Annotated in this window: 21 protein-coding genes; 9 read left to right on the top strand and 12 right to left on the bottom strand. The window is 65.4% G+C overall.

The window, feature by feature from the left end:
• Positions 1–40: 40 nt before the first annotated feature.
• Positions 41–880: a protein-disulfide reductase DsbD domain-containing protein gene (locus ACVWYP_RS09995; RefSeq protein WP_304498500.1), complete on the bottom strand. Its 840-nt coding sequence runs from the start codon at positions 878–880 to the stop codon at positions 41–43.
• A 136-nt stretch (positions 881–1,016) separates the two neighbouring features.
• Here ACVWYP_RS09995 and ACVWYP_RS10000 point away from each other — a divergent pair, with 136 nt between their 5' ends.
• Positions 1,017–1,673 (top strand): YqgE/AlgH family protein, encoded by a 657-nt coding sequence (locus tag ACVWYP_RS10000; protein ID WP_028342624.1) that lies wholly within the window; start codon positions 1,017–1,019, stop codon positions 1,671–1,673.
• Between the two features lie 223 nt (positions 1,674–1,896).
• Here the strand turns inward: ACVWYP_RS10000 and ACVWYP_RS10005 are convergent, their stop codons facing one another.
• Positions 1,897–2,784, bottom strand: coding sequence for a TauD/TfdA dioxygenase family protein (locus ACVWYP_RS10005; RefSeq protein ID WP_304498501.1), 888 nt, complete (start codon positions 2,782–2,784; stop codon positions 1,897–1,899).
• Between the two features lie 101 nt (positions 2,785–2,885).
• Positions 2,886–3,665, bottom strand: a complete 780-nt coding sequence (locus ACVWYP_RS10010) for an SDR family NAD(P)-dependent oxidoreductase (protein WP_304498502.1) — start codon at positions 3,663–3,665, stop codon at positions 2,886–2,888.
• A 181-nt stretch (positions 3,666–3,846) separates the two neighbouring features.
• Between ACVWYP_RS10010 and ACVWYP_RS10015 the strand changes: the two genes are divergently transcribed.
• Together ACVWYP_RS10015 and ACVWYP_RS10020 are read left to right on the top strand one after the other, a co-directional pair.
• A complete protein-coding gene (locus ACVWYP_RS10015; protein WP_304498503.1) occupies positions 3,847–4,581 on the top strand; it encodes an SDR family NAD(P)-dependent oxidoreductase in 735 nt (244 codons plus the stop codon).
• Positions 4,582–4,725: 144 nt separating this feature from the next.
• The gene (locus ACVWYP_RS10020; protein WP_304498504.1) at positions 4,726–5,103 is read left to right on the top strand and encodes a CsbD family protein; all 378 of its coding nucleotides are present in this window, start codon (positions 4,726–4,728) and stop codon (positions 5,101–5,103) included.
• Positions 5,104–5,275: 172 nt separating this feature from the next.
• On the opposite strand, the gene ACVWYP_RS10025 is transcribed toward ACVWYP_RS10020, so the two are convergent.
• Positions 5,276–6,982 (bottom strand): SGNH/GDSL hydrolase family protein, encoded by a 1,707-nt coding sequence (locus ACVWYP_RS10025; RefSeq protein ID WP_304498505.1) that lies wholly within the window; start codon positions 6,980–6,982, stop codon positions 5,276–5,278.
• A 329-nt stretch (positions 6,983–7,311) separates the two neighbouring features.
• A complete protein-coding gene (locus ACVWYP_RS10030) occupies positions 7,312–8,691 on the bottom strand; it encodes a lytic murein transglycosylase (RefSeq protein ID WP_304498506.1) in 1,380 nt (459 codons plus the stop codon).
• A 223-nt stretch (positions 8,692–8,914) separates the two neighbouring features.
• On the opposite strand from ACVWYP_RS10030, the gene galU reads away from it, so the two are divergent.
• On the top strand, positions 8,915–9,790 hold the full coding sequence (gene galU, locus ACVWYP_RS10035; protein WP_304498507.1) for a UTP--glucose-1-phosphate uridylyltransferase GalU: 876 nt from the start codon (positions 8,915–8,917) through the stop codon (positions 9,788–9,790).
• A gap of 249 nt (positions 9,791–10,039) precedes the next feature.
• On the opposite strand, the gene ACVWYP_RS10040 is transcribed toward galU, so the two are convergent.
• A complete protein-coding gene (locus ACVWYP_RS10040; protein ID WP_304498508.1) occupies positions 10,040–10,996 on the bottom strand; it encodes a hydrogen peroxide-inducible genes activator in 957 nt (318 codons plus the stop codon).
• 118 nt (positions 10,997–11,114) lie between these two features.
• Between ACVWYP_RS10040 and katG the strand changes: the two genes are divergently transcribed.
• Positions 11,115–13,280, top strand: a complete 2,166-nt coding sequence (gene katG, locus ACVWYP_RS10045) for a catalase/peroxidase HPI (RefSeq protein WP_304498509.1) — start codon at positions 11,115–11,117, stop codon at positions 13,278–13,280.
• Between the two features lie 100 nt (positions 13,281–13,380).
• Here the strand turns inward: katG and ACVWYP_RS10050 are convergent, their stop codons facing one another.
• The 3 genes from ACVWYP_RS10050 to ACVWYP_RS10060 all read right to left on the bottom strand — a co-directional run bounded on the left by ACVWYP_RS10050 (position 13,381) and on the right by ACVWYP_RS10060 (position 15,365).
• A complete protein-coding gene (locus ACVWYP_RS10050; protein ID WP_304498510.1) occupies positions 13,381–13,581 on the bottom strand; it encodes a hypothetical protein in 201 nt (66 codons plus the stop codon).
• A 245-nt stretch (positions 13,582–13,826) separates the two neighbouring features.
• Complete coding sequence (locus tag ACVWYP_RS10055; protein ID WP_304498511.1) at positions 13,827–14,837, bottom strand: aldo/keto reductase; 1,011 nt, start codon at positions 14,835–14,837, stop codon at positions 13,827–13,829.
• 102 nt (positions 14,838–14,939) lie between these two features.
• Positions 14,940–15,365: a PaaI family thioesterase gene (locus ACVWYP_RS10060; protein WP_016845608.1), complete on the bottom strand. Its 426-nt coding sequence runs from the start codon at positions 15,363–15,365 to the stop codon at positions 14,940–14,942.
• Between the two features lie 92 nt (positions 15,366–15,457).
• Here ACVWYP_RS10060 and ACVWYP_RS10065 point away from each other — a divergent pair, with 92 nt between their 5' ends.
• Complete coding sequence (locus tag ACVWYP_RS10065) at positions 15,458–16,087, top strand: NUDIX hydrolase (RefSeq protein ID WP_304498512.1); 630 nt, start codon at positions 15,458–15,460, stop codon at positions 16,085–16,087.
• A gap of 11 nt (positions 16,088–16,098) precedes the next feature.
• Here ACVWYP_RS10065 and ACVWYP_RS10070 read toward each other — a convergent pair whose 3' ends face one another.
• On the bottom strand, positions 16,099–16,314 hold the full coding sequence (locus ACVWYP_RS10070) for a hypothetical protein (RefSeq protein WP_304498513.1): 216 nt from the start codon (positions 16,312–16,314) through the stop codon (positions 16,099–16,101).
• Positions 16,315–16,452: 138 nt separating this feature from the next.
• Here ACVWYP_RS10070 and ACVWYP_RS10075 point away from each other — a divergent pair, with 138 nt between their 5' ends.
• Complete coding sequence (locus ACVWYP_RS10075) at positions 16,453–17,649, top strand: hypothetical protein (RefSeq protein ID WP_304498514.1); 1,197 nt, start codon at positions 16,453–16,455, stop codon at positions 17,647–17,649.
• 16 nt (positions 17,650–17,665) lie between these two features.
• Here the strand turns inward: ACVWYP_RS10075 and ACVWYP_RS10080 are convergent, their stop codons facing one another.
• Positions 17,666–17,965, bottom strand: coding sequence for a hypothetical protein (locus ACVWYP_RS10080; protein WP_038386153.1), 300 nt, complete (start codon positions 17,963–17,965; stop codon positions 17,666–17,668).
• 205 nt (positions 17,966–18,170) lie between these two features.
• On the opposite strand from ACVWYP_RS10080, the gene ACVWYP_RS10085 reads away from it, so the two are divergent.
• On the top strand, positions 18,171–18,650 hold the full coding sequence (locus tag ACVWYP_RS10085; RefSeq protein WP_028342613.1) for a hypothetical protein: 480 nt from the start codon (positions 18,171–18,173) through the stop codon (positions 18,648–18,650).
• Between the two features lie 19 nt (positions 18,651–18,669).
• Positions 18,670–19,572 carry an HpcH/HpaI aldolase/citrate lyase family protein gene (locus ACVWYP_RS10090; RefSeq protein WP_304498515.1) on the top strand — a complete coding sequence of 301 codons (903 nt, stop codon included), beginning with the start codon at positions 18,670–18,672 and terminating at the stop codon, positions 19,570–19,572.
• 14 nt (positions 19,573–19,586) lie between these two features.
• Here ACVWYP_RS10090 and ACVWYP_RS10095 read toward each other — a convergent pair whose 3' ends face one another.
• Complete coding sequence (locus ACVWYP_RS10095) at positions 19,587–20,801, bottom strand: EAL domain-containing response regulator (protein ID WP_304498516.1); 1,215 nt, start codon at positions 20,799–20,801, stop codon at positions 19,587–19,589.
• Positions 20,802–21,066 lie beyond the last annotated feature (265 nt).

Here is a 21,066-nt window from a genome sequence, read left to right on the forward strand (position 1 = left end):
GGGTTCGATGCGCTGCATCGCCCCGGAATGACCCTACGGCTCAATTCAAATTGATATTGAATTCGTAGCTTTTGTCGCCGCCGACCAGCGTCAGCTTCAGCGCGGCGCCGTCGGCCTTGGCGCCGGGCGGCAGGCCGTCGAGCTCGAAAGAGAAGCGCTTCACGCCCGGCGGCGCGTGTTCGACGAGCTTGGGCACCGGCAGCGCCCAGTCGGGCGTCGGCCCCTCGACGAACAGGCTGAGGTCCCTACTCTCGGGCGCGCTGACATCGACCAGCACGTGGTTCTTGCCGTCGCGCTTGACGTCGCGGATCGAAAACGGGATGGGGTCGCCGATATTGGCGGGCTTCGGCACCGCGTTGAGCGCCTCCGACAGCACGGCGTCCTCGGTCGATGCGACGCTTGCGAACGCCAGCTCGGCCTTCGCCTCCACCGGCACGCACAGCTTCTCGCACACCGCGTAGTTGATGTCGGCGCGCAGCACCAGCGGCTTGTCGGGATTCTTCGCCACGATGCGCAGCGGCAATACCACCTGGTGCTTGTAGCCGAGCGAGGTGCCGCCGGCGCCGTCGTCGAATTGCCGCGGCGCCGGCCACATCACGGTGACCGCCTCGACGTTATCCGACCTGGAGAAATCGAACCGCGGCGGCACGCCGGAATCGCCCGGCGTCCGCCAATAGGTCTTCCAGCCGTCCTGCAACTGGAACGCAATGCCGCCAAGCAGCACCGCGCCGCTGCGCGATCCGGCGAGCAGCCGCACCGCCGAATGCGTGTCCTGTTGCCACGGCGAGGCGTCGTCGGCGCGCACCTCCGTTGCCATACATGCGACGGAAAACAGGGCGGCAACGCCAAATGCGGCACGCAAGGGAACTATGACGATCATGAGACGTCTTTACCTGCAACTTTCGGTGCAAACCATTGAATTGCTTGTGATGCATCGCCGCACGGCGGTCGATGGTTGATTGACAGAACCGCCACCCGATATCAGGATGTCAAATCAGCAGGAAAGGCCTTTGCGGATGCGCCCTGAAGGCAAAACAGGCAAGACTCGCAAGACCGCCGGCAGAAGCCCGGCCGTCGGCGCCCATGCCGCCGAAGGCGGCTATCTCGACGGCCAGATGCTGATCGCGATGCCTGTCATGAACGACCCGCGCTTCGAACGCTCCGTGATCTACATGTGCGCGCATTCCTCCGAGGGCGCGATGGGCATCATCGTCAACCGTCCGGCCGGCAGCATCGATTTCCCCGGGCTGCTCGTGCAGCTCGACATCATCGAGAAGTCGGACCAGATCCAGCTGCCCGAGAATGCCGAGATGATGAAGGTGATGAAGGGCGGGCCGGTCGACACCGGCCGTGGCTTCGTGCTGCATTCCAGCGACTTCTACATTCAGGATGCGACGCTGAACATCGACGACGGCATCTCGCTCACCGCGACCGTCGATATTCTCAAGGCGATCGCCAAGGGCGCCGGCCCCAAGCACGCGATCCTCGCGCTCGGCTATGCCGGCTGGGCGCCGGGCCAGCTCGAGAACGAGATCCAGCACAATGGCTGGCTGCATTGCGATGCCGATCCGGAGCTGATCTTCGGCACCGACGTCGACGAGAAATACGCGCGCGCTTTGCGCAAGATCGGCATCGAGGCCGGCATGCTGTCGAACGACGCCGGCCACGCGTAGGCCGCGCTGACGTCGTCGACGATCCGTCCACATTCACGGTGTCGTCCCTGCGAAAGCAGGGACCATAACCGCCGCGTACGGTTGTGATGCCGCGCTGGGGCCACAGCGTCGCGCAACAACGGCGCTCCGTGGTGATGGGTCCCGGGTCGCGCTTCGCTTGCCCGGGACGACGGCTGTGGGTTTGGCTACGACAGCGGTGAGTGGGGCTACGATGGCGGCGCCGCTACTCTGCCGCTTCCTGCGCGACCGTCGGCTGGGTGCCGGCGACCGTGGCGCGGCGCATGTCGCGGGGCTGCGACTGGTCGTAGCGGCGGACGCGGTGCACGGTCTGGCGGTTGTCCCACATCACGAGGTCATGCACCGTCCATTTGTGCACATAGACGAACTCGGGCTGCGTCGCGTGCTCGGTGAGGTCGCGCAGCAGCAGCCGCGCCTCCGGCATGCTCATGCCCCTGATGGCGCCGGCGTGCGACGACAGGTAGAGCGACTTGCGGCCGTGCACCGGATGCGTCCGCACCAGGCGCTGCAGCACCGGCTTGAACATCTGCTTCTCCTCGTCGGTGTAGTCGAGGAAGCCGAGCGAGCCGCGCGAATACATCAGCGAGTGTTCGCAGATCATGTCCTCGAGCTCGGCCTTGGTCTCGTCGTCGAGCGCGTCATAGGCGGCGCGCATGTCGGCGAATTCGGTGTTGCCGCCCTTCGGGTTGACCACGCGCGCCGACAACAGCGAGAATTTCGCCGGGATCGGCCGGAACGAGCTGTCTGAGTGCCACAGGCAGTTGCCGAGGTTGAACAGGTGGGTGCGGTGGTCCTTCGGCAGCGGCTTGCCGTCCTTGCCGAGATTGGAGACATCGTTGAGCCCTGCGGAGAGACGATAGTCCTCCTTCTTCGCCACGGTGCCGCCGCGCGCATCTTCGCGCTCGCCGAAGTTCAGCGCGAATGCCATCTGCTGGTCGTCGGTGATGTCCTGGCCGTGGAACACGAGCACGGCGTATTTGTCCATGCCGGCCTCGATGTCGATCGCTTCCTGCTTCGTCAGCGGCTTGCGCAGATCGACGCCGGAGACCTCGCCGACAAAGTGCTTGTGAAGCTGCCGGATCAGGACCGTCATTGGCGTATCTCCCCGTCTGTCGCGGGCGGTTTTCCCGCTTCGTTTGACGGGAAGGCTACTCACCACGCGCGCGCTGTCAACGCTTCGCGGCCGCGCGCGGATCAGGCATTCCGCGCCATCAACCCGCCGTCGACCGGAATCACGGCGCCGGTCAGGAACGACGCCGCGGGCAGGCACAGGCTCAGCGTCATGTGCGCGACCTCTTCCGGATCGCCGTAACGGGCGAGCGCGGTGCGGCGCTTGGCGTAGAGCGTCTTGTGCTCCTCGGAGATGCGGTCGGTGATCGCGGTGCGGATCGGACCCGGGCAGATGCAGTTCACGGTGATGCCTTCGCGTCCCAGTTCCACGGCGAGCGAGCGCGTCAGGCCGGTGACGCCGCCCTTGGCAGCGGAGTAGGGGCTGTGCAGCGCGGTTGCGCCGAGCGCCTCGGTCGAGGCGATGTTGACGATGCGCGGCGAGCGCGACTTGCGCAGGTATGGCAGTGCCGCGCGGATGATGCGCGGATGCGCCGTTAGCATCACCGCGATGCCCTTTGCCCAGGCGTCCTCGTAAGCGGGATCGTCGATCGGCACCCGCACCGAGATGCCGGCATTGTTGACGATGATGTCGAGCCCGCCGAAATGCGCGGCGACGTCGTTGACGACTTTGGTGATGGCGTCGCGATCGCCGACGTCGAGCGTCCAGGCCTTCGCCGAACCGCCGCTCGCCGAAATCTCCTTCGCCACCGCCTGCGTGCCTTCTTCGGTCAGGTCGGTGACCGCGACATTGGCGCCTTCATCGGCAAACACCCGCGCGGTGGCGCGGCCCATGCCGCTGGCGGCGCCGGTGACGAGAACGGTGAGGCCCTTCACCGAACGGCTGAGCTGCTTGTATTCGGACATGACGGACCCCCCGTTGATTTTTTGCGTTGTGAGAGACGGCAACGCTGGCACTGATCGCAAGATACGTCAAACCACCGACCCGATATCGACATGCGCGCAGCGCGTTAACGCAAGTTTCCCGGTTGGCTTTCCGAAAAGGATCATGCTCAATCAAGACAACAGCACGAGAGAGGAACGCGCGATGAACGAGCTCAATTTCGGCGGCAAGCAAATATTGGTGGTCGGCGGCTCCAGCGGCATCGGCAACGGCATCGCGCAGGCGTTCCGGGCCAGGGGCGCGCGCGTCGCGATCTGCGGTACGCGCGCGCAGGCGAGCGATTATTCCACCGAGGAAGGCTCGCATCTCGAGGGCCTTGCCTACGCGCAGCTCGATGTCAGCAACCCGCAAGCGATCGAGGCCTTCAAGCCGTCGTTCGACCGGCTCGACGTGCTGGTGCTGGCGCAGGGCGCGGTGATTTACCGCCGCGGGGAATTCGAGATGGAGGGTTTTCGCAAGGTGCTCGAGGTCAACCTGATGAGCCTGATGGCCTGCGCCACCAAATTCCAGGCGATGCTGAGCGCAGCCAAGGGCTCGCTGATCATCGTGAGCTCGACCGCGGCCTATCATTCCACCATGGGCAATCCGGCCTACAACGCCTCGAAGACCGGCGCCGTCGGGCTGACGCGCACGCTCGGCGAGGCCTGGGCGGAGAACGGCATCCGCGTCAACGGCATCGCGCCCGGCCTCGTCGACACCAAGATGACCAAGGCGACGACGGCAAATCCGAAGCGTCTCGAAGGTGCGCTCGAGCGCATTCCGCTGAAGCGTCTCGGCACACCCGCCGACATGGCCGGCGCCGCGTTGTTCCTGGCCTCGCCGCTCGCCTCCTACATCGTCGGCCAGACCATCGTCGTCGACGGCGGGCTGATCCTCTAGAGCATGATCCGGAAAAGTGTGAAGCGGTTTTCCGGAAAGATCATGCTCGAATAGGGGGGCCAAAGCGCGACTATTGCGCTTTGGCGCACAGGAACCTGCGCGCCGTTTCCCGGTTAGCTCCCGGACAGATCAGGGAGCGTGACGATGGACAAGGATCGGATTTTCGGAACGGCGAAGGAGTTCGCGGGCAAGGCCGAAGGCGCGGTCGGCGATGCGGCCGGCGATGCGCAGACCCAGGCCTCGGGCCGCGTGCGCGAAGCCGCAGGCTCGGTGCAGGATCTCTACGGCCAGGCCAAGGACGCCGCGCGCGACGCCGCCGACACCGCGGTCAACTACGCCAAGGACGCCTATGAGCATCGCGGCGAGACGGTTCGCAGCGGACAAAAGGCGATGGCGCATGCGGTGCAGGAGAACCCGCTGGGATCGCTGCTGATCGCCGGCGGCATCGGCTTTGCGCTCGCGCTCCTGATGACGCGCCAGCCGCGCCGCCCGCCGCCGTCGCGCTGGCGCTATTACGGTTGATACCATCTCGCCCACCGTCATTGCGAGGAGCGAAGCGACGAAGCAATCCAGCCGTCCGCGCGTGCGGATCGATGGATTGCTTCGCGGAGCCTGTCATCGGGCGCGCGTTCGCGCGACCCGTTGGCTCGCAATGACGTGGATGTAGCGTCAATTCTATCGGAAGGCGCGCGGCTTACTGCCACGGATTCCCCGGCACTCCGGCCCGCTGTCCGACACCGCGCGGCGGGCGCGGCGGCGGAGCGACCAGCGGGCGCTGCTGCGGCGCACCGAACCCGAACAGATCGCGCAGCCAGGGCTGTGTCTGCGGCTGCTGTTGCGGCTGGGCCTGGGTCTGGGCCGGCCGGAACACACGCCTTGGCGGCTTCGGCGCGGTGATGATCGAGCCGTCGGGCGCGATCGCCGTGGTCGAGGGCGGCGGATTGGCCGGCCCGCCCGCCGGCGCGGCGGGCGTGGTGGCGGCAACCGGAACATCGCCCTTGGCCTGCTCGCGGCCCATCTCGCGGCGCGGCCAGACGAAATCATCGGCGCGGCCGGCGGGCGGCGCCAGCGCCTCGCCCTTCACCAGCGTGCGCGCGGCGAGCGCATCGACAGCGGCGGGCCGCGAGCCCGGTCCGCCGAGCAATTGATCGGTGCCGACCGTGGAGGCGACCAGCGGCAGCACCGGGCCTGCCAGCGGCCGCGGCGAGGGCTTGCCGGGCTCGGCGCTGGTATCCGGCGTCGCCGGTTCGCTCGGCAGCGCGATCGGCCCGGAGCGCACCGCGAGCAGGCGCGTCACCTCGCGCTCGACATAATGCGCGAGCTTGCGCGCGCCGGCCTTGGTGAAGAACACGCCGTCATCGGTACGCAGCTTGCGGGGCTGGCCTTCAAAGTCCGGGCCCTTCTGCATGAAGCGGCCGGCCTCGTCGACAAAGCCGTCCCAGACGTCGACATAGGTGATGCCGGCCTTGCCGGCGCCGTCGCGATAGAGCGCGTCGAGGAACAGCATGTCCGACGTGCCCTTCTGGCCGCGGATCGCGGGCAGGCCGACCCAAAGCACCGGCACGCCCTTGCTCTTCAGCACGTTGATCAGTTCCTCGATCTTCTTGCCGTAGAGCTCGACCCAGCGGTCGTCGCGGAATTCATAGAGGCCATTGGGCGAGCGCGCGGTCTTTTCCGGCGCGCCCTGCTGATCGTTGTCGGCGTCGTCGGCCGGCGGCTCGGCCTCGACCGGCTTGCCATCAGTTTTGGCGGCGGCATCGGGCTTGTCGCCCGGCTTGGCCTCGGGCTTGCCGCGCGCGTCCTTCTTCTCGTCCTTCTTGTCGACCTTCTTCTCCACGACGGATTCGCGGATCGCGGTGCGATCGTTGAGGCCGAGCATCACGACGATGGCGTCCGGGTTCTCGGTGGCGAGAATGCCCTTCGCGGCCGCGGCCCAATCCGCCGGGTCGCCCTTGGGCTGATAGCGGATCAGGCCGGAGACCGTCTTGTGCTTGCGGATCACGCCCATGTCGGGCTGGTCGGAATAGGCATCCTCCAGGCCATAGCCGAGCCAGTCGGCCATGGCGTCGCCGATGACCAGCACGTTGCGCTCGGCGGCGGCCTCGCGCTTGGCCGGTGCCGGGGCACGCGAGAAATCCTCGCGCGGCCGCTGCGGCTGCGATGATTGGGGTTGCTGCTGCTGGAACGGCGCGAAGAAATCGCCGCCGAACCAGCCGCCACCGCCATGCTGCGGCGGAGCGCGGCGCTGTGGTTGCGGCGGTCCGCCGCCGAAGCCGGGGAAGCCGAAGAATTGCGCCGAGGCGGGCTGGGCAATGCCGATCAACAGCGCAAGCGCCACCGTCAGCGCGACCAGCGGACCGGCTTCGGTGAATATGCGCAAAAAGGACTTTGGCTCTCGCATCGCGTTCGGTCGCAAATGATCTGGAAGTACGTGAGCATACTAGCGGAATCGGGCCGCAAGCGGGCAGCTTTTCCACCATAAATCGGGTGTCTCCGGCAGCCGTCAAGGCAGGCGGCAAATATCGGATTTCACGGTTACTTTTGGGGTGGAGGGGCGGATCTCGCCCCGACGGAACCGTGCCCCGATCCCGCTTGCGGGGGGAGGGGGAGGGAGAGCCGTAGCCCGGATGGAGCGAAGCGTAATCCGGGACCAGACCAGCCGCACGGCGAGAACCCCGGATTTCGCTGCGCTGCATCCGGGCTACGGGAGGCAGCCCTGCGGCTTCGGCCCTACCGCCCCCGCAGCCGCTCCAGCACCTCGGCGGTGGCAAAGCCGTCGGCCGGTGCCCCGATCGACACCTGGAAGCCGCGCAGCGCCTCGCGGGTCTGGCTGCCGAACTGGCCGTCGGGCGTGCCCTTGTAGAAGCCGCGCTGGGCGAGCAGCTGCTGCAGTTCCAGCCGTTCGGCGCGCGACAGCACCCGCTCCAGGCGCGGCCAGGGCTGCGCGAAGGGCTGGCCGCCGCGCAGGCGGTCGGCGAAATGGCCGATGGCGAGCGCATAGGCTTCCGCCGGGTTGTACTTCATGATCACCCGGAAATTCTGCAGCATCAGGAAGCCCGGCCCCTCGGCGCCGGCCGGCGCCAGCAGATAGGCCTTGTCGGACGGCCGCGGGAACGGCTGGCCGCCTGGCCGCTTGAGGCCGAGATGCTCCCATTGCGACAGCGGCATCGCCTTGGCGCGGTCGGCCAGCATGTAATTGAGGCCTTGCGGCAGCACGACCTCGTAGCCCCAGCTCGCGCCGGTCTGCCAGCCGTCCTTCTTGAGATTGTTGGCGGTCGAGGCGATCAGGTCGCTCGGATTGTCGACGACGTCGCGGCGGCCGTCGCCATCGCCGTCGACGGCATAGCGCTTGAACGCGGTCGGCATGAACTGGGTCGGGCCGAACGCGCCGGCCCAGGAGCCGCGCATCTGCTCGGGCCTGAGGTCGCCGCGGTTGAGGATCTCCAGCGCCGACAGGAACTCGTCCTTGAAATAGGCCTGACGGCGGCCGATGCAGGCGAGCGTCGCGGTCGACTGCACCACGCTGCGATCGCCCATCTGGGTCGAGTAGTTCGACTCGATGCCCCAGATCGCCGCGATGATGTAGCGGTCGACGCCATAGGCCTTCTCGGTGGCGTCGAACTGCGGCTTGTATTTCGCAAGGATCTCGCGGCCCTTGGCGAGCCTGGTGTCGCTGACCAGGATGTCGAGATAATCCCAGATCGCCTTGGTGAACTCCGGCTGCGAATCCATCAGGTCCATGATGCGCAGATCGGGCGTGAGGCCGGCGGTGAAGCGCTCGAAATTCTCTTGGCTGATGTTGCGTCGTGCGGCATCTGGCCACATCGCTGCGACGCAGTTCGGGAAGTCCGACGCGGCCTGGCGGATCGCCGCAGCCGTCATCAGCGGATGGCCGGAGGCGCCGTCTTCACCGCTCCATGGCGGCGCTGCGCCATCCTGTCCGGTCGCGGCCTGCGGCGGCGTCGCGTTCGGTCCGGAAAAGATGCTGTCGATCAGGTTGGTCAGGCCGTTGCCTGCCGACTGGGCTTGCGCGCTGCCGGGCAGCAGCAGGGCCAGCGCGATCAGGCTCGCGCCGAAAAGCTTGGTCCTTGATGTTCCCATCGCGCGCATTTGTCGTGTGCCTGTCAAAATCGTGCTGTTCCAGAAGGCCCCGGCACGGTTTCCAATAACTTAACAAGGGCGAGATTTTGTTGCGGCCCGCATTGGCTGACGGGAACGGCGGAATTAAGCCGCACCACACATCCGCCTTTGTTGGCGGCTGCAAAACGGGGTACCAAAGGCATGATTCATTTCGTGCCGCCGTCCCACCCATTTCAAGGCTTCCGATAATCCCATGAAGATCCGCAAAGCCGTATTCCCCGTCGCCGGTCTCGGTACCCGCGTGCTGCCCGCCACCAAGGCGATGCCGAAGGAGATGCTGACGATCGTCGACAAGCCGCTGATCCAGTACGTGGTCGACGAGGCCCGGGAAGCCGGCATCGAGCATTTCGTGTTCGTCACCGGCCGCAACAAGGGTATCATCGAGGATCACTTCGACCGCATGTTCGAGCTTGACACCACGCTGGCGCAGCGCGGCAAGAAGACCGAGCAGGATATCCTGGCGCAGAACCAGCCTGAGGCCGGCGCGATGAGTTTCACCCGGCAGCAGGCGCCGCTCGGGCTCGGCCACGCGGTGTGGTGCGCGCGCGATATCGTCGGCAACGAGCCGTTCGCGGTGGTGCTGCCGGACGAGCTGGTGCTGAACACACCGGGCTGCCTGAAGCAGATGATCGATGCCGCGAGCAGGCTTGGTGACAAGTCGAATCTGATAGCGGTCGAGGCGGTGCCCGACGAACTCACCCATCAATACGGCATCTGCAGCGTCGGTAAACGCAACGGCAACATCTTCGAGGTCGACCGCATGGTCGAGAAGCCGCCGCAGGGCACCGCGCCGTCCAACCTGTCGATCACCGGCCGCTACATCCTGCAGCCGGAGATATTCGACATCCTGGCCACGCAGGAGCGCGGCGCCGGCGGCGAGATCCAGCTCACCGATGCGATGATCGGCCTTGCGAAGACGCAGAAGTTCTACGGCGTCGAGTTCGAGGGAGAGCGTCACGATTGCGGCTCCAAGCCCGGCTTCCTCCGCGCCAACATCGCCTTCGGCCTCAAGCGCCCCGAACTGCGCGACGGCCTGATCGCAGAGATGAAGAAGTACCTGGAGAAGTAGGCGCGCCGCCTCATCTCGTCATTCGCCGCGAGAATGCGGACGTGTGATTCATAGACCGTGCAACATATTCGATGTCGTCCCTGCGAAAGCAGGGACCCATACTCCGCGGCAGGCGCAGTGAATGGGACTCGCCGTTCCAGCATTACAGTCGTGGTTATGGGTCCCTGCTTTCGCTGGGACGACAGCTGAAAGCGTGGCGCGTTTGGTGCGGTAAACACGGACGGCATCGTCTCCACTGCACAGCCGAGATCACGCCACCTTCCTTCGTCCCGCACGTTTCGCCGGCTCCTTGGCGCCGTCCTGCTTCGGCGCGCGCAGGGCGCGGGCGGCGAGGCTGACGACCTCGGATATCTGCTGGAGCTGCGCGGCGAGCGGAGAGGTCTTGCGCCAGACCATGCCGATGGTGCGCGACGGCTGCGGGTGCTTGAAGCGCGAGACCGTGACCGGCGCCGAGCGCGTCTCCACCGTCACCGCCATCTCGGGGATCAGGGTGACGCCGATGCCGGCGCCGACCATCTGCACCAGCGTCGACAGCGAGCTCGCGTCCAGCACCTCGCGCGGCGGCGAGGACTGCATGTTGCAGAACGACAGCGCCTGGTCGCGGAAGCAGTGGCCTTCCTCGAGCAGCAAGAGCCGCATCTCGCGCAGCATCTCGGCGCTCGGCACCGGTGTCTTGGCGTCCTCGCCCGGCCGCACCAGCAGGAAGTTTTCCGAGAACAGCGCGACCTCGGTCAGCGACGGTTCCGATACCGGCAGCGCCACGATCGCGGTGTCGAGCCTGCCCTCGGCGACCTCCTTGATCAGCTTCGGCGTCAGCGTTTCGCGGACATGGATGTCGAGCTCGGGATGCAGCCGCGCCAGGTTCTCGATCACCTTCGGCAGCAGATATGGCGCGATCGTCGGGATCATGCCGACCCGCAGCCGCCCGGCAAGCTTGTCGCGCGAGGCACGCGCGAAGTCACCGAGCTCGTCGACCGAGCGCAGGATGTCGCGCACGCGGCGCAGCAGGTCCTCGCCGAACGTCGTCAGCGTCACCTGCCGCGCATTGCGTTCGATCAGCACGCCGCCGACGGCCTGTTCCATCTCGCGGATCTGCATCGACAGCGCCGGCTGCGAGATCGCGCAGGCATCCGCGGCACGCCCGAAATGGCGGTGGTGGGCCAGAGCATCAAAATACCTGAGTTGCCGGAGTGTGACATTTATCATCAGATAATCTTATCGGAGCGATCACTAAAGTCAATTTCCTCTGATGGATTGGGTTGCGTAGAATCGTTCTTGGAAGAGCTCCAGCGCATTCCAGAATCCATCACCTCGGAGAAGAAACATGGACGCAAAAACCGACGAAGGCGCGGGCAAGTGCCCATTCACGGGCGGGCCTCGCGGGCACTCGAATCGTGACTGGTGGCCGGAGACGCTCGACGTTCAGGTGCTGCATCAGAACTCCAGCCTGTCCGATCCGATGGGCAAGGGGTTCGACTACGCCAAGGAATTCAAGAGCCTCGATCTCAATGCCGTGATCAAGGATCTCACGGCCCTGATGACGACGTCGCAGGAATGGTGGCCGGCCGACTTCGGCCATTACGGCGGCCTGATGATCCGCATGGCCTGGCACTCGGCGGGCACCTACCGCATCACCGACGGCCGCGGCGGCGCCGGCGCCGGCCAGCAGCGTTTCGCGCCGCTGAACAGCTGGCCCGACAACGCCAACCTCGACAAGGCGCGCCGGCTGCTGTGGCCGATCAAGCAGAAATACGGCCGCAAGATCTCGTGGGCCGATCTGATGGTCCTCGCCGGCAACGTCGCGCTGGAATCGATGGGCTTCAAGACGTTCGGTTTTGCGGGTGGCCGCGCCGACGTGTGGGAGCCGGAAGAGCTGTACTGGGGTCCGGAAGGCACCTGGCTCGGCGACGAGCGCTACAGCGGCGAGCGCCAGCTCTCCGAGCCGCTCGGCGCGGTGCAGATGGGCCTGATCTACGTCAACCCGGAAGGCCCGAACGGCAATCCGGACCCGGTCGCTGCCGCGAAGGACATTCGCGAAACGTTCTTCCGCATGGCGATGAACGACGAGGAGACCGTTGCGCTGATCGCCGGCGGCCACACCTTCGGCAAGACCCACGGCGCGGGTGATCCGTCGCTGATCGGGCCGGAGCCGGAAGGCGGCGCGCTCGAGGATCAGGGCCTCGGCTGGAAGAGCAAGCACGGCACCGGCGTCGGCGCCGACGCGATCACCGGCGGCCCCGAGGTCACCTGGACTCAGACGCCCACGAAGTGGAGCAACCACTTCTTCGATAACCTGTTCAAGTACGAATGGGAGCTCACGAAGAGCCCCGCAGGTGCGAAGCAGTGGAAGGCGAAGGGCGCGGCGGCCGACATTCCGGACGCGTACGACCCGTCGAAGAAGCATGTCCCGACCATGCTGACCACCGACCTGTCGCTGCGCTTGGACCCGGCCTATGAGAAGATCTCGCGCCGGTTCTACGAGCATCCGGATCAGTTCGCGGACGCTTTCGCCCGCGCCTGGTTCAAGCTCACGCACCGCGACATGGGCCCGATCCAGCGTTACCTCGGCCCGCTGGTGCCGAAGGAGACGCTGATCTGGCAGGATCCGGTGCCGGCGCTCGATCACGCCGTGATCGACGACAAGGATATCGAGGCGCTCAAGGCGAAGATCCTCGCCTCGGGTCTGTCGGTGTCCGAACTGGTGTCGACCGCCTGGGCCTCGGCCTCCACGTTCCGCGGCTCCGACAAGCGCGGAGGTGCCAATGGTGCACGCATCCGCCTTGCGCCGCAGAAGGACTGGGATGTCAACGAGCCGGCTCAGCTCAAGACTGTGCTGAGCAAGCTCGAAGCCATCCAGAAGGAGTTCGGCAAGAAGGTCTCGCTGGCCGATTTGATCGTGCTCGGCGGCGCCGCCGCGATCGAGAAGGCGGCCAAGGACGGCGGTACCAATGTGAAGGTCCCCTTCACGCCGGGCCGCACCGATGCGACGCAGGACCAGACCGACGTCGAGTCCTTTGCTCCGCTCGAGCCGCGGGCTGACGGCTTCCGCAACTATATCGGCAGCAAGCATCAGTTCCTGCAGCCCGAGGAAGCGTTGGTCGACCGTGCGCAACTCCTGCGGCTGACCGGACCGGAATTGACGGTCCTCGTCGGCGGCCTGCGCGTGCTCGGCGCCAATGCCAAGAAGTCGAAGCACGGCGTCTTCACCAGCAAGCCGGGGACGCTCACCAACGACTTCTTCCTCAACCTGCTCGACATGGGCACGGTGTGGAGCGATGCCGGCCAGGGCGTCTATGAGGGCCGCGACCGCAAGACCAAGGCGGTGAAATGGACCGGCACCCGCGTCGACCTGATCTTCGGCTCGCACTCGCAGCTGCGGGCGTTCGCCGAGGTCTACGGCCAGTCCGACTCCAAGGAGCAGTTCGTGAAGGACTTCGTCGCGGCCTGGGCCAAGGTGATGAACGCCGACCGCTTCGACCTCGCGAAGTAAGCGGCGAGCAAACGGCAATCAGGGCAGGGCGGCGCTTCGGCGCCGCCCTGTTTCATTTGGGGGACGACGAGGAAGGATTTTCGCGGTTTGCCGATCCCGTTCAATCATGCAGCTTCATATCGCGGATCATCTCCTCGAACTCCGCTTGCGTCGGGGTCGCCAGTGAGACTTGCGGGGCGCTGCTTGTCGCGGTGGACACGTCGCATTGCCAGGCGCCGCGCCGCGGCTCGAAGATTGCAGTCAGGCTCGCCCAGCAGACGAGGAGGGCGACGATCCAGTCCAGTACATTGGATGCCGTCATTGCAGCACCAGCATCAGCATTTCCATGTCCTGATGCTGCAGCCGAGTCGGGCTTCGCGCAATTCGGAAGCTACGAAACGTAACTTCGGCGCTGCCGATTCAATTGTCCCTCGTCATTGCGAGCGAAGCGAAGCAATCCATCTCATCCCTTTGCAAGGATGGATTGCTTCGTCGCTAACGCTCCTCGCAATGACGCGCGGTTGGAATTGAGCGCAATCTGCACATTGTGCGTCGCTATTACAGTGGCTATCCGGTCCGCGCCCGGCGCCCCTCGATCGGATAGGCGGGATCGTTGAAGCCTGGCGTGGAGGGATGGCCGGTGACGACGAGGCGGTCGATCAGGGCTTCGTCCTCGGCGGTGAAGCGATAATCGAGCGCGCGGATGTAGTCGTCCCATTGCGCTTCGGTGCGCGGGCCTGCGATGACGGCGCTGACGAAGGACGAGTTCAGCACCCAGGACACCGCGAACTGCCCGGCGGTGATGCCGCGGCTCTCGGCGTGGCGCTTGATCTGTTGCGCGAGCTCGAGCGATTCCGGCCGCCACTCGGTCTGCATCATGCGCTTGTCATTCCGCCCCGCACGCGTGTCCGCGGGCGGCGCCGCGTCGGGGGCGTATTTGCCGGTGAGCACGCCGCGAGCCAGCGGGCTATAGGGCACGATGCCGAGCCCGTAATGGGCGCAGGCCGGAAAATGCTCGACTTCGGGCATCCGGTTCATCGCATTGTAATAGGGCTGGCTCGCGACCGGACGGTCGATGCCGAGCCGGTCGCAGATGTTGCAGATCTCGGCGACGCGCCAGGCGCGGTAGTTGGAGACGCCGAAATAGCGCACCTTGCCGGCGCGGATCAGATCGCCCATCGCGCGCACGGTCTCGTCGAGCGGCGTCGTGTGATCTTCCTTGTGCAGATAATAGACGTCGATGTAGTCGGTGCCGAGCCGTCTCAGGCTCTCATCGGCGGCCTGGAACACCCAGCGACGCGACAGCCCGCCGTGATTGGGATCGTCGCCGATCGGATTGGCGAGCTTAGTCGCGAGCACCCAGTTCGACCTTCTGTTCGAGATCGCGCGTCCGACAACCTCCTCGGACTTGCCGCCATTATAGGCGTCGGCGCTGTCGATGAAGTTGATACCGGCCTCGCGCGCCTTCGCCACGATCCGCGCCGAGGTCGCCTCGTCGGTCGGTCCGCCGAACATCATGGTGCCGAGGCAGATCGGCGAAACCTTCAGGCCGCTACGGCCAAGCTGGCGATATTGCATCGGGCACTCCCTCCGGTGTCATTCGGGGGCGATGCGCTGGCATCGAACCCGGAATCTCGAGATTCCGGGTTCATCGCTGCGCGATGTCCCGGAATGACGGGATCAACTCTCGTTCTTCAGGATCTTGAACACGCCGTTGGCCATCGCGATACAGCGCTTGTCGACGGTCACCTCGGCCGTGATGAAGATCAGGCTGCGGGTCGAGCGTACCACACGCGGCCGCGTCGTCAGGATCTCGCCGATCTTGCCGGCCTCGACGAAATGGGTGTCGAGCTGCACGGTCGCAAGCGTCGGCTTGCCCGAGACGAAGCGTGCGGCCATGCCGCAGGCGCGATCGGCGAACGTCATGATCACGCCGCCCTGCACGAGGCCGCGGCGATTGTGGTGCTTGTCCTCGGTGATCAGCGCGAGTTCAAGCGCGCCATCCTTCAACCGTTCCCACAACGGGCCGATCAGCGTCAGGAATCCCGTGGTTTCGGCGATCTTCCAGCCGTCGGATTTGAGTTTGTCCGCGGCCTTGGCCGTCATGAGGTGGGGTCCGTTGCTTGCTGATGATTGATCGCAGGAGGCATGTGGTAGCAGTCATTTCATCAAACGCTGTTGTGTTGTAGTCAAGGTCAATGGCCCGCACATTTGACGATGCCACCCGGCGGAATATCGCAGAGCTCTGTGCCGCGTTCGCGCGCCTGGCGCCGGCGGACGCCGCGCCGACGCTGAAGCGCGCGGCGGTCGCGATCGCGCTGACCGAAGGCGACGACGGCAGCGGCACTGCATTCCTGCTGACCCGCCGCAGCGCGCGCCTGCGCGCCCACAGCGCGCAATGGGCGCTGCCGGGCGGGCGCTGCGATGCCGGCGAGACGCAGGCCGAGGCCGCGCTGCGCGAATTGCATGAGGAGCTCGGGCTCGCACTGTCGGAGCGCGACGTGCTCGGCATGCTCGACGATTATCCGACGCGGTCCGGCTATCTGATCACGCCGGTCGTGGTCTGGGCCGGCGCGCATGCGGCGATCATCCCGAACCCGGACGAGGTCGCTTCCGTTCATCGCATCGGCCTCGATGCGATCGAGCTGGAGGACGCGTTCAGCTTCGCGACGATCCCGGAAAGCTCGCGCCGCGTGATCCGCTTCCGCCTCGGTGGCCAGCAGATCCATGCGCCGACCGCCGCGCTGATCTATCAATTTCGCGAGGTGCTGGCCGGCCGCAGCACCCGCGTCGCCGAACTGGAGCAGCCGGTATTCGCATGGAAGTAGCGACGATGACGCTATTTGTGACGCCGCTTGCGGGCGTTCATCTTCATTGATTTCCCCTGCGCACCAGGCGAATGCGCCGCGGCCTCGGGTTCCGGAGGCGCCCGCGACACATTCTCGTAACAGGTGAAGCGTGAACGCGTATCCGGAAACGATCCGCAGTCCGGACGCTCAGCGCGCGCCGGTGCGGCGAGCGTCAACGCGCAGGCGGCAACCAGCCAGACGGTCATCCTCATGGCAGTCTCTCCACTGCTTCGTTCGGAAAACACCGCATTGTGGCGAATATTCTGCACTGATCGCGGCATCCGGCCGCTGCGATCCGGACAATTCCGGGCTGACTTCGCGGCCGTGCTTGCTACAACGAGGCCATGCGCCCGCAATTGATTCGCCTGTGCCCGGGATTTGTCGCGCTCGCGCTCGCCGCCAGCGCGCCGTCCGTCCTTGCCGGCGAGGCCGGCGCGCTGCCGCCTTCCGTCGCCAATGCGATGGCGCAGGCATCGCCGCAGGCGATCATGGAATATCGCCGCAAGCTGCAGGAATATCAGGAGGCGCGCGCCGCCTTCGAGCAGGACGCGAGCGCCTATTGGAACGCGATCACCGAGAAGAGGCGCGGCCGCAATGCCAAGCGCCGCGACCGCGTGCAGATCTCGCTGGACGATTACGTGCTGCAGCAGCCGCCGGTCTATGAGGGTCCGAAGCGGCCGGTCAATCCGGCTCCGGAAGAGGAGGAAGGCAAGCCGCCGCGTCCGCCCAAGACGCTTCCGGTAGCCTCCGATCTGGTCAGGGCGGCGGCCGAGCAATTCCAGTTCACGCCGCAGCGGCCGGCCAGCGAGGTCGAGTTCAAGCGCGCCTATGCCCGCTACGCGCGCGCTGCGGGGCTGACGCCGGAGCAGGCGGTGCGGGTCTATTCGTTCGAGACCGGCGGCACCGGCACCTACGACGTGCAGGCGGGCATCGAGCACGGCGGCAAGCGCGCCATCTCCACCGCGATGGGCTACAACCAGCTGCTCACCACCAACACCGTCGAGCTATTGGCCGAGCAGGGCCATGAATTCGTGCGGGACCTGACCGAGCGGGTCGCGAGGACGCAGGGGCCCGCGCGCAAGGCGATGGAGCACAAGCTCGCGGTGCTGAAGAAGATGGTCGCGTTCACGCGCACCGTGCCCGACGATTGGTCGGCGCATCAGCGCCTCGCCGACACGCCGCAGGGCTGGGCGTGCCATGCCATGGTGCTCGACATCGATGTCGGCCCGATGCTGCAGACCCACAAGCTGCTGACCTCGGTGATCTTCGCCCGCAACAAGGGCTACAGCCGGCCGCTGACCGCGGCCGAGCTCGAGATGATGAACCTGACCGGCGACGGCACCGGGCTCGACATGGTGACCATGCCCCAGGCGATGCGCGAGCAGGTGCCGACCTCGAACTTCTTCCAGCGCTCCGGCTACGAGCGCAACCCGGTCGCCATTCGCCACAACACGGTGGCCAGGCTGCTTGCCGTCACCAACGAGCGGATGGACTTCAACAGCAACAAGCCCGGCGCCCGGGAATTGGTCGCCGCGTTCTGAGGCCTGCCGAGCAACGTCAGTTCGAGCCGAACTTGAACTTGCCGTCGCCCTCGAGATAGGGCCCGGAGCGCATGTAGAGCTGGCCGTTCTGGCCGATGAAGAACAGCGTCCCCTTCGGCACCTTCTTGGCGCCCTTCAGCAGCGTGCCGGCATTGTTGGTGCCCATCTTGTAGGACCAGGTCTTGCCGTCCTTGTCATAGGCGTAGCCCATGTCGGGCTTCAGCTCCCAGGGCGCCGCCTCCTGCGCGAATGCGCAGGTCGTCATCGCGGCAAACGCCGCAGTCGCAATAAAAGTCTTGGTCAAAAAATGCGTCATGATCCACCTCCGGCCGAGAAAACGGCGTCGTCCCCACGTTTCTGAACAAATCACGAACGATATTCGTGCGTCAATACGACAATCGGCGCGACCGCTCGCGCGGATCGGCGACTTTGTGAATTCCCGCATCAAGCTTGGCGACTATTTTCGCGTTACCGTTTACAAACGCTTTGATTGCCGGAAACACGACCTTGGGATGATCAGGATGAACCACGTCATGAAGATCGGTATCGGTGTCGCTCTGTCGTTCATGACGCTGGCGTCAGTCGCGCAGGCGGACGAGTTCAAGCTCTCCAACAATCAGCGGATCTCCTGCAGCCGCGGCCTGTCCGCCGGCAAGCTCAACACCGCGACCTGCAAGTCCTACGCTTATCTATTCAACGCCAAAACCTCGGAATATTTCCGCTGCCAGGTCTCGCTGGCGCTGACGCGGGACAACAAGGAGGTCATCAACGTGCAGGCCGACGGCGGCTGCACCAAGAAGCCGCGCATCTTCGAGACCGACGGCAATTACACGTTCGACGCCACCGAGACCGAGCCGCCGAACACCAACTCGTTCTTCGGTCCGGGCGGCTATGCGATCTGGGCGAGCGACGTCAACACCCAGAAGATCCGCGGCTGCATCACCATCTCGTCCGGCCTTGGCTCCGACATCTCGAAATGCCTCGACATGACGTTCCAGTGACGGCGGCGCGGGTCGCGTGATGCGCAAGCTGCGTCCGGCCCCGCTGTGCCGCTCCTGGCTGTTTCTAGAGGGCGCCAACGAGGACGTGCTGCAGCACGCGGCCGCCAGCGGCGCCGACGTGCTGATCCACGAGCTCGAGGATTTTACCCCGCCGCCGCTGCGCCCGAAGGCGCGGGCCTTGGCGGCCGAGCTCTACGCGGCCTGGCGCGGCCGAGGCGTGGTGGTCGCGGTCCGCGTCAATCCGCTGGACCAGGACGGCATGGACGATCTCGCCGCCGTGATGCGCGGACGTCCGGATATCGTCGCGCTGCCGAAGGTCGCCGAGCCGCACCATGTCGTCTGGCTCGACGAGGCGGTGACGCGGTTCGAGCGCGACTACGGTATCGCCGAGGGATCGACGTCGCTGCTGCCGAATATCGAGTTCGCGCGCGGTCTGGTGCAGACCGGTGCGATCGCCATGGCGAGCCGGCGCATCACCGGCTGCCTGATGGCCTCCGAAGACCTCGCCGCCGATCTTGGTGCCGAGCGCGGCAGCGATGGCCTGGAGCTGGCTTACGCGCGGCAGCGCTTCATCGTCGAATGTCGCGCCGCCGGCGTCGTCGCGGTCGATTGTCCCTACACCTGGAGCGACGCCGAAGGCGTCGAACGCGACACGATCTGGGCGCGACGGCTCGGTTACACCGCAAAGAGCCTGGTCGATCCCGTGCATGCCTCGATCGTCAACGGCGTCCTGACGCCGGGCGAGGAGGAGATGCGCCAGGCGGGCAGGATCGTCGCGGCGTTCGAAGCGGCGCGGACGCAGGGCTTTGGGCGCGTCGAACTTGACGGCTCGTTGCTGGAGGTCCCGACCTATTCCAATGCAAAACGCCTGATCGCGCGCGGCGAAGCGCTGCGCGCGATCGATCGCGACGTTCGGGCCTGATCAGTGGCCGCGCCTCAGGACGCCGGCTCTTTCTCCGAGAAGTGCATGCGTGAGCGGGCAAACTTCTTGACACCCATCGGCTTGCCGAACAGGTAGCCCTGGACCTGATCGAAATCCATTTCATGCGCGGCGAGAAAGTCCGCGCGCGTCTCGACCCCCTGGGCCACGACCTGCGCGCTGTTGTCGTGGGCCAGCTCCACGACACGCCGGCATACCGTCTGCTTCAGGCGCTGATCCGCGCAGCCGGTGACGAATTGATGGTCGACCTTGAGCTGGACGAACGGAAAGTTCGGCAGTCCCAGCAAAGACGGCCAGTTCGCGCCGACATTGTCGATCGAGATGCCGATATTGTGCAGCCGAACGCGCCGGGCGACATCGATCGCCAGATCCAGATTATCGACCACCTCGGTGCTGTCGATCTCGATCAAGAGGCCCGCGAAGGCCGCATGATCCGGCATCCGGTAACAGAGCTCGCGCACGGCATGATCGTCGGCGAGGAAGGAGATCGGCAGGTTGATCGAGAGATTGACCGGCCCGGTCTGCTCAAGGAGATAGCGCCAGTCCTCGATTGCGCGCTCGATCACGAACTCGGACAGCGCATGAAAATGCGGATCGCATTCGTCCGGGATGAAGTAGGCCGGCGGCACGACGCCCCAGGCCGGATGGCGCATCCGGATCAGCGCCTCGGCGCCGCTCGGCACCAGCGTCCGGAGATGAATTTTCTGCTGATACCACAGCTCGAGCCAGCCGGCCTTTAGCGCTTCGGGCACGTCCACCGCCGGGCTCGGCGCGGGTTCAAGCGGCATCAACGACGCGAGACTGTCGCGAAGGGTTCCGGCGCTGAACGGCGTCGACAGCGCCGGCAGCATGGCAATGCCGTACTCATCGCCGATTTGCCGGACCGCCTTGACGATGATCGAGTCCGGCTGCCCGATGACGAGGACCTTTCCGTCATAGTCCTTTCTCACCAAAGTCTCGAGAATTTTACTGACTTCGATGCCGTCCACGGACACGCCGAGCACCAAAAGATCGGGCCGTTCCGCGTCCAGAACCGTGTCGAGTTCCAAAGCCTGGCTGCATTCACTGGTGATGAAGCCGAGGTCTTCCAGCGCCTCCGCGAGGAAGGTCCGAAGGTGTTTTTTGCTGTCCGCAATGCATGCGCGTGGGGTCAGCTTGCGATGTCCGAACCAGCCGGCTCGCGTGCGTTCGATGTGACTGATGTGATTCATGCCCCGCCTTGTCCGTAGTTACCCCGGCTTGACTCGTACATCCTAGAGCGGCGGCAATCATGGAAATTTCTGGATCATACATTGATTGCCCCGCTAACCTTAAAGGATTCAATTCGATTCAAATGGCGCTGGAATCGCGACGTCTCACCGCTGTTACACGTGCAACAAATGCGTCATCTGACATTCATAAGCGCGATCGCGTTCGACTTTGCACATCGGCAGAAACACTGTGCGCGTGTGTCATCGAGAGACGGCGTTAATGACT

The organism is Bradyrhizobium sp. USDA 3262, from assembly GCF_054060035.1.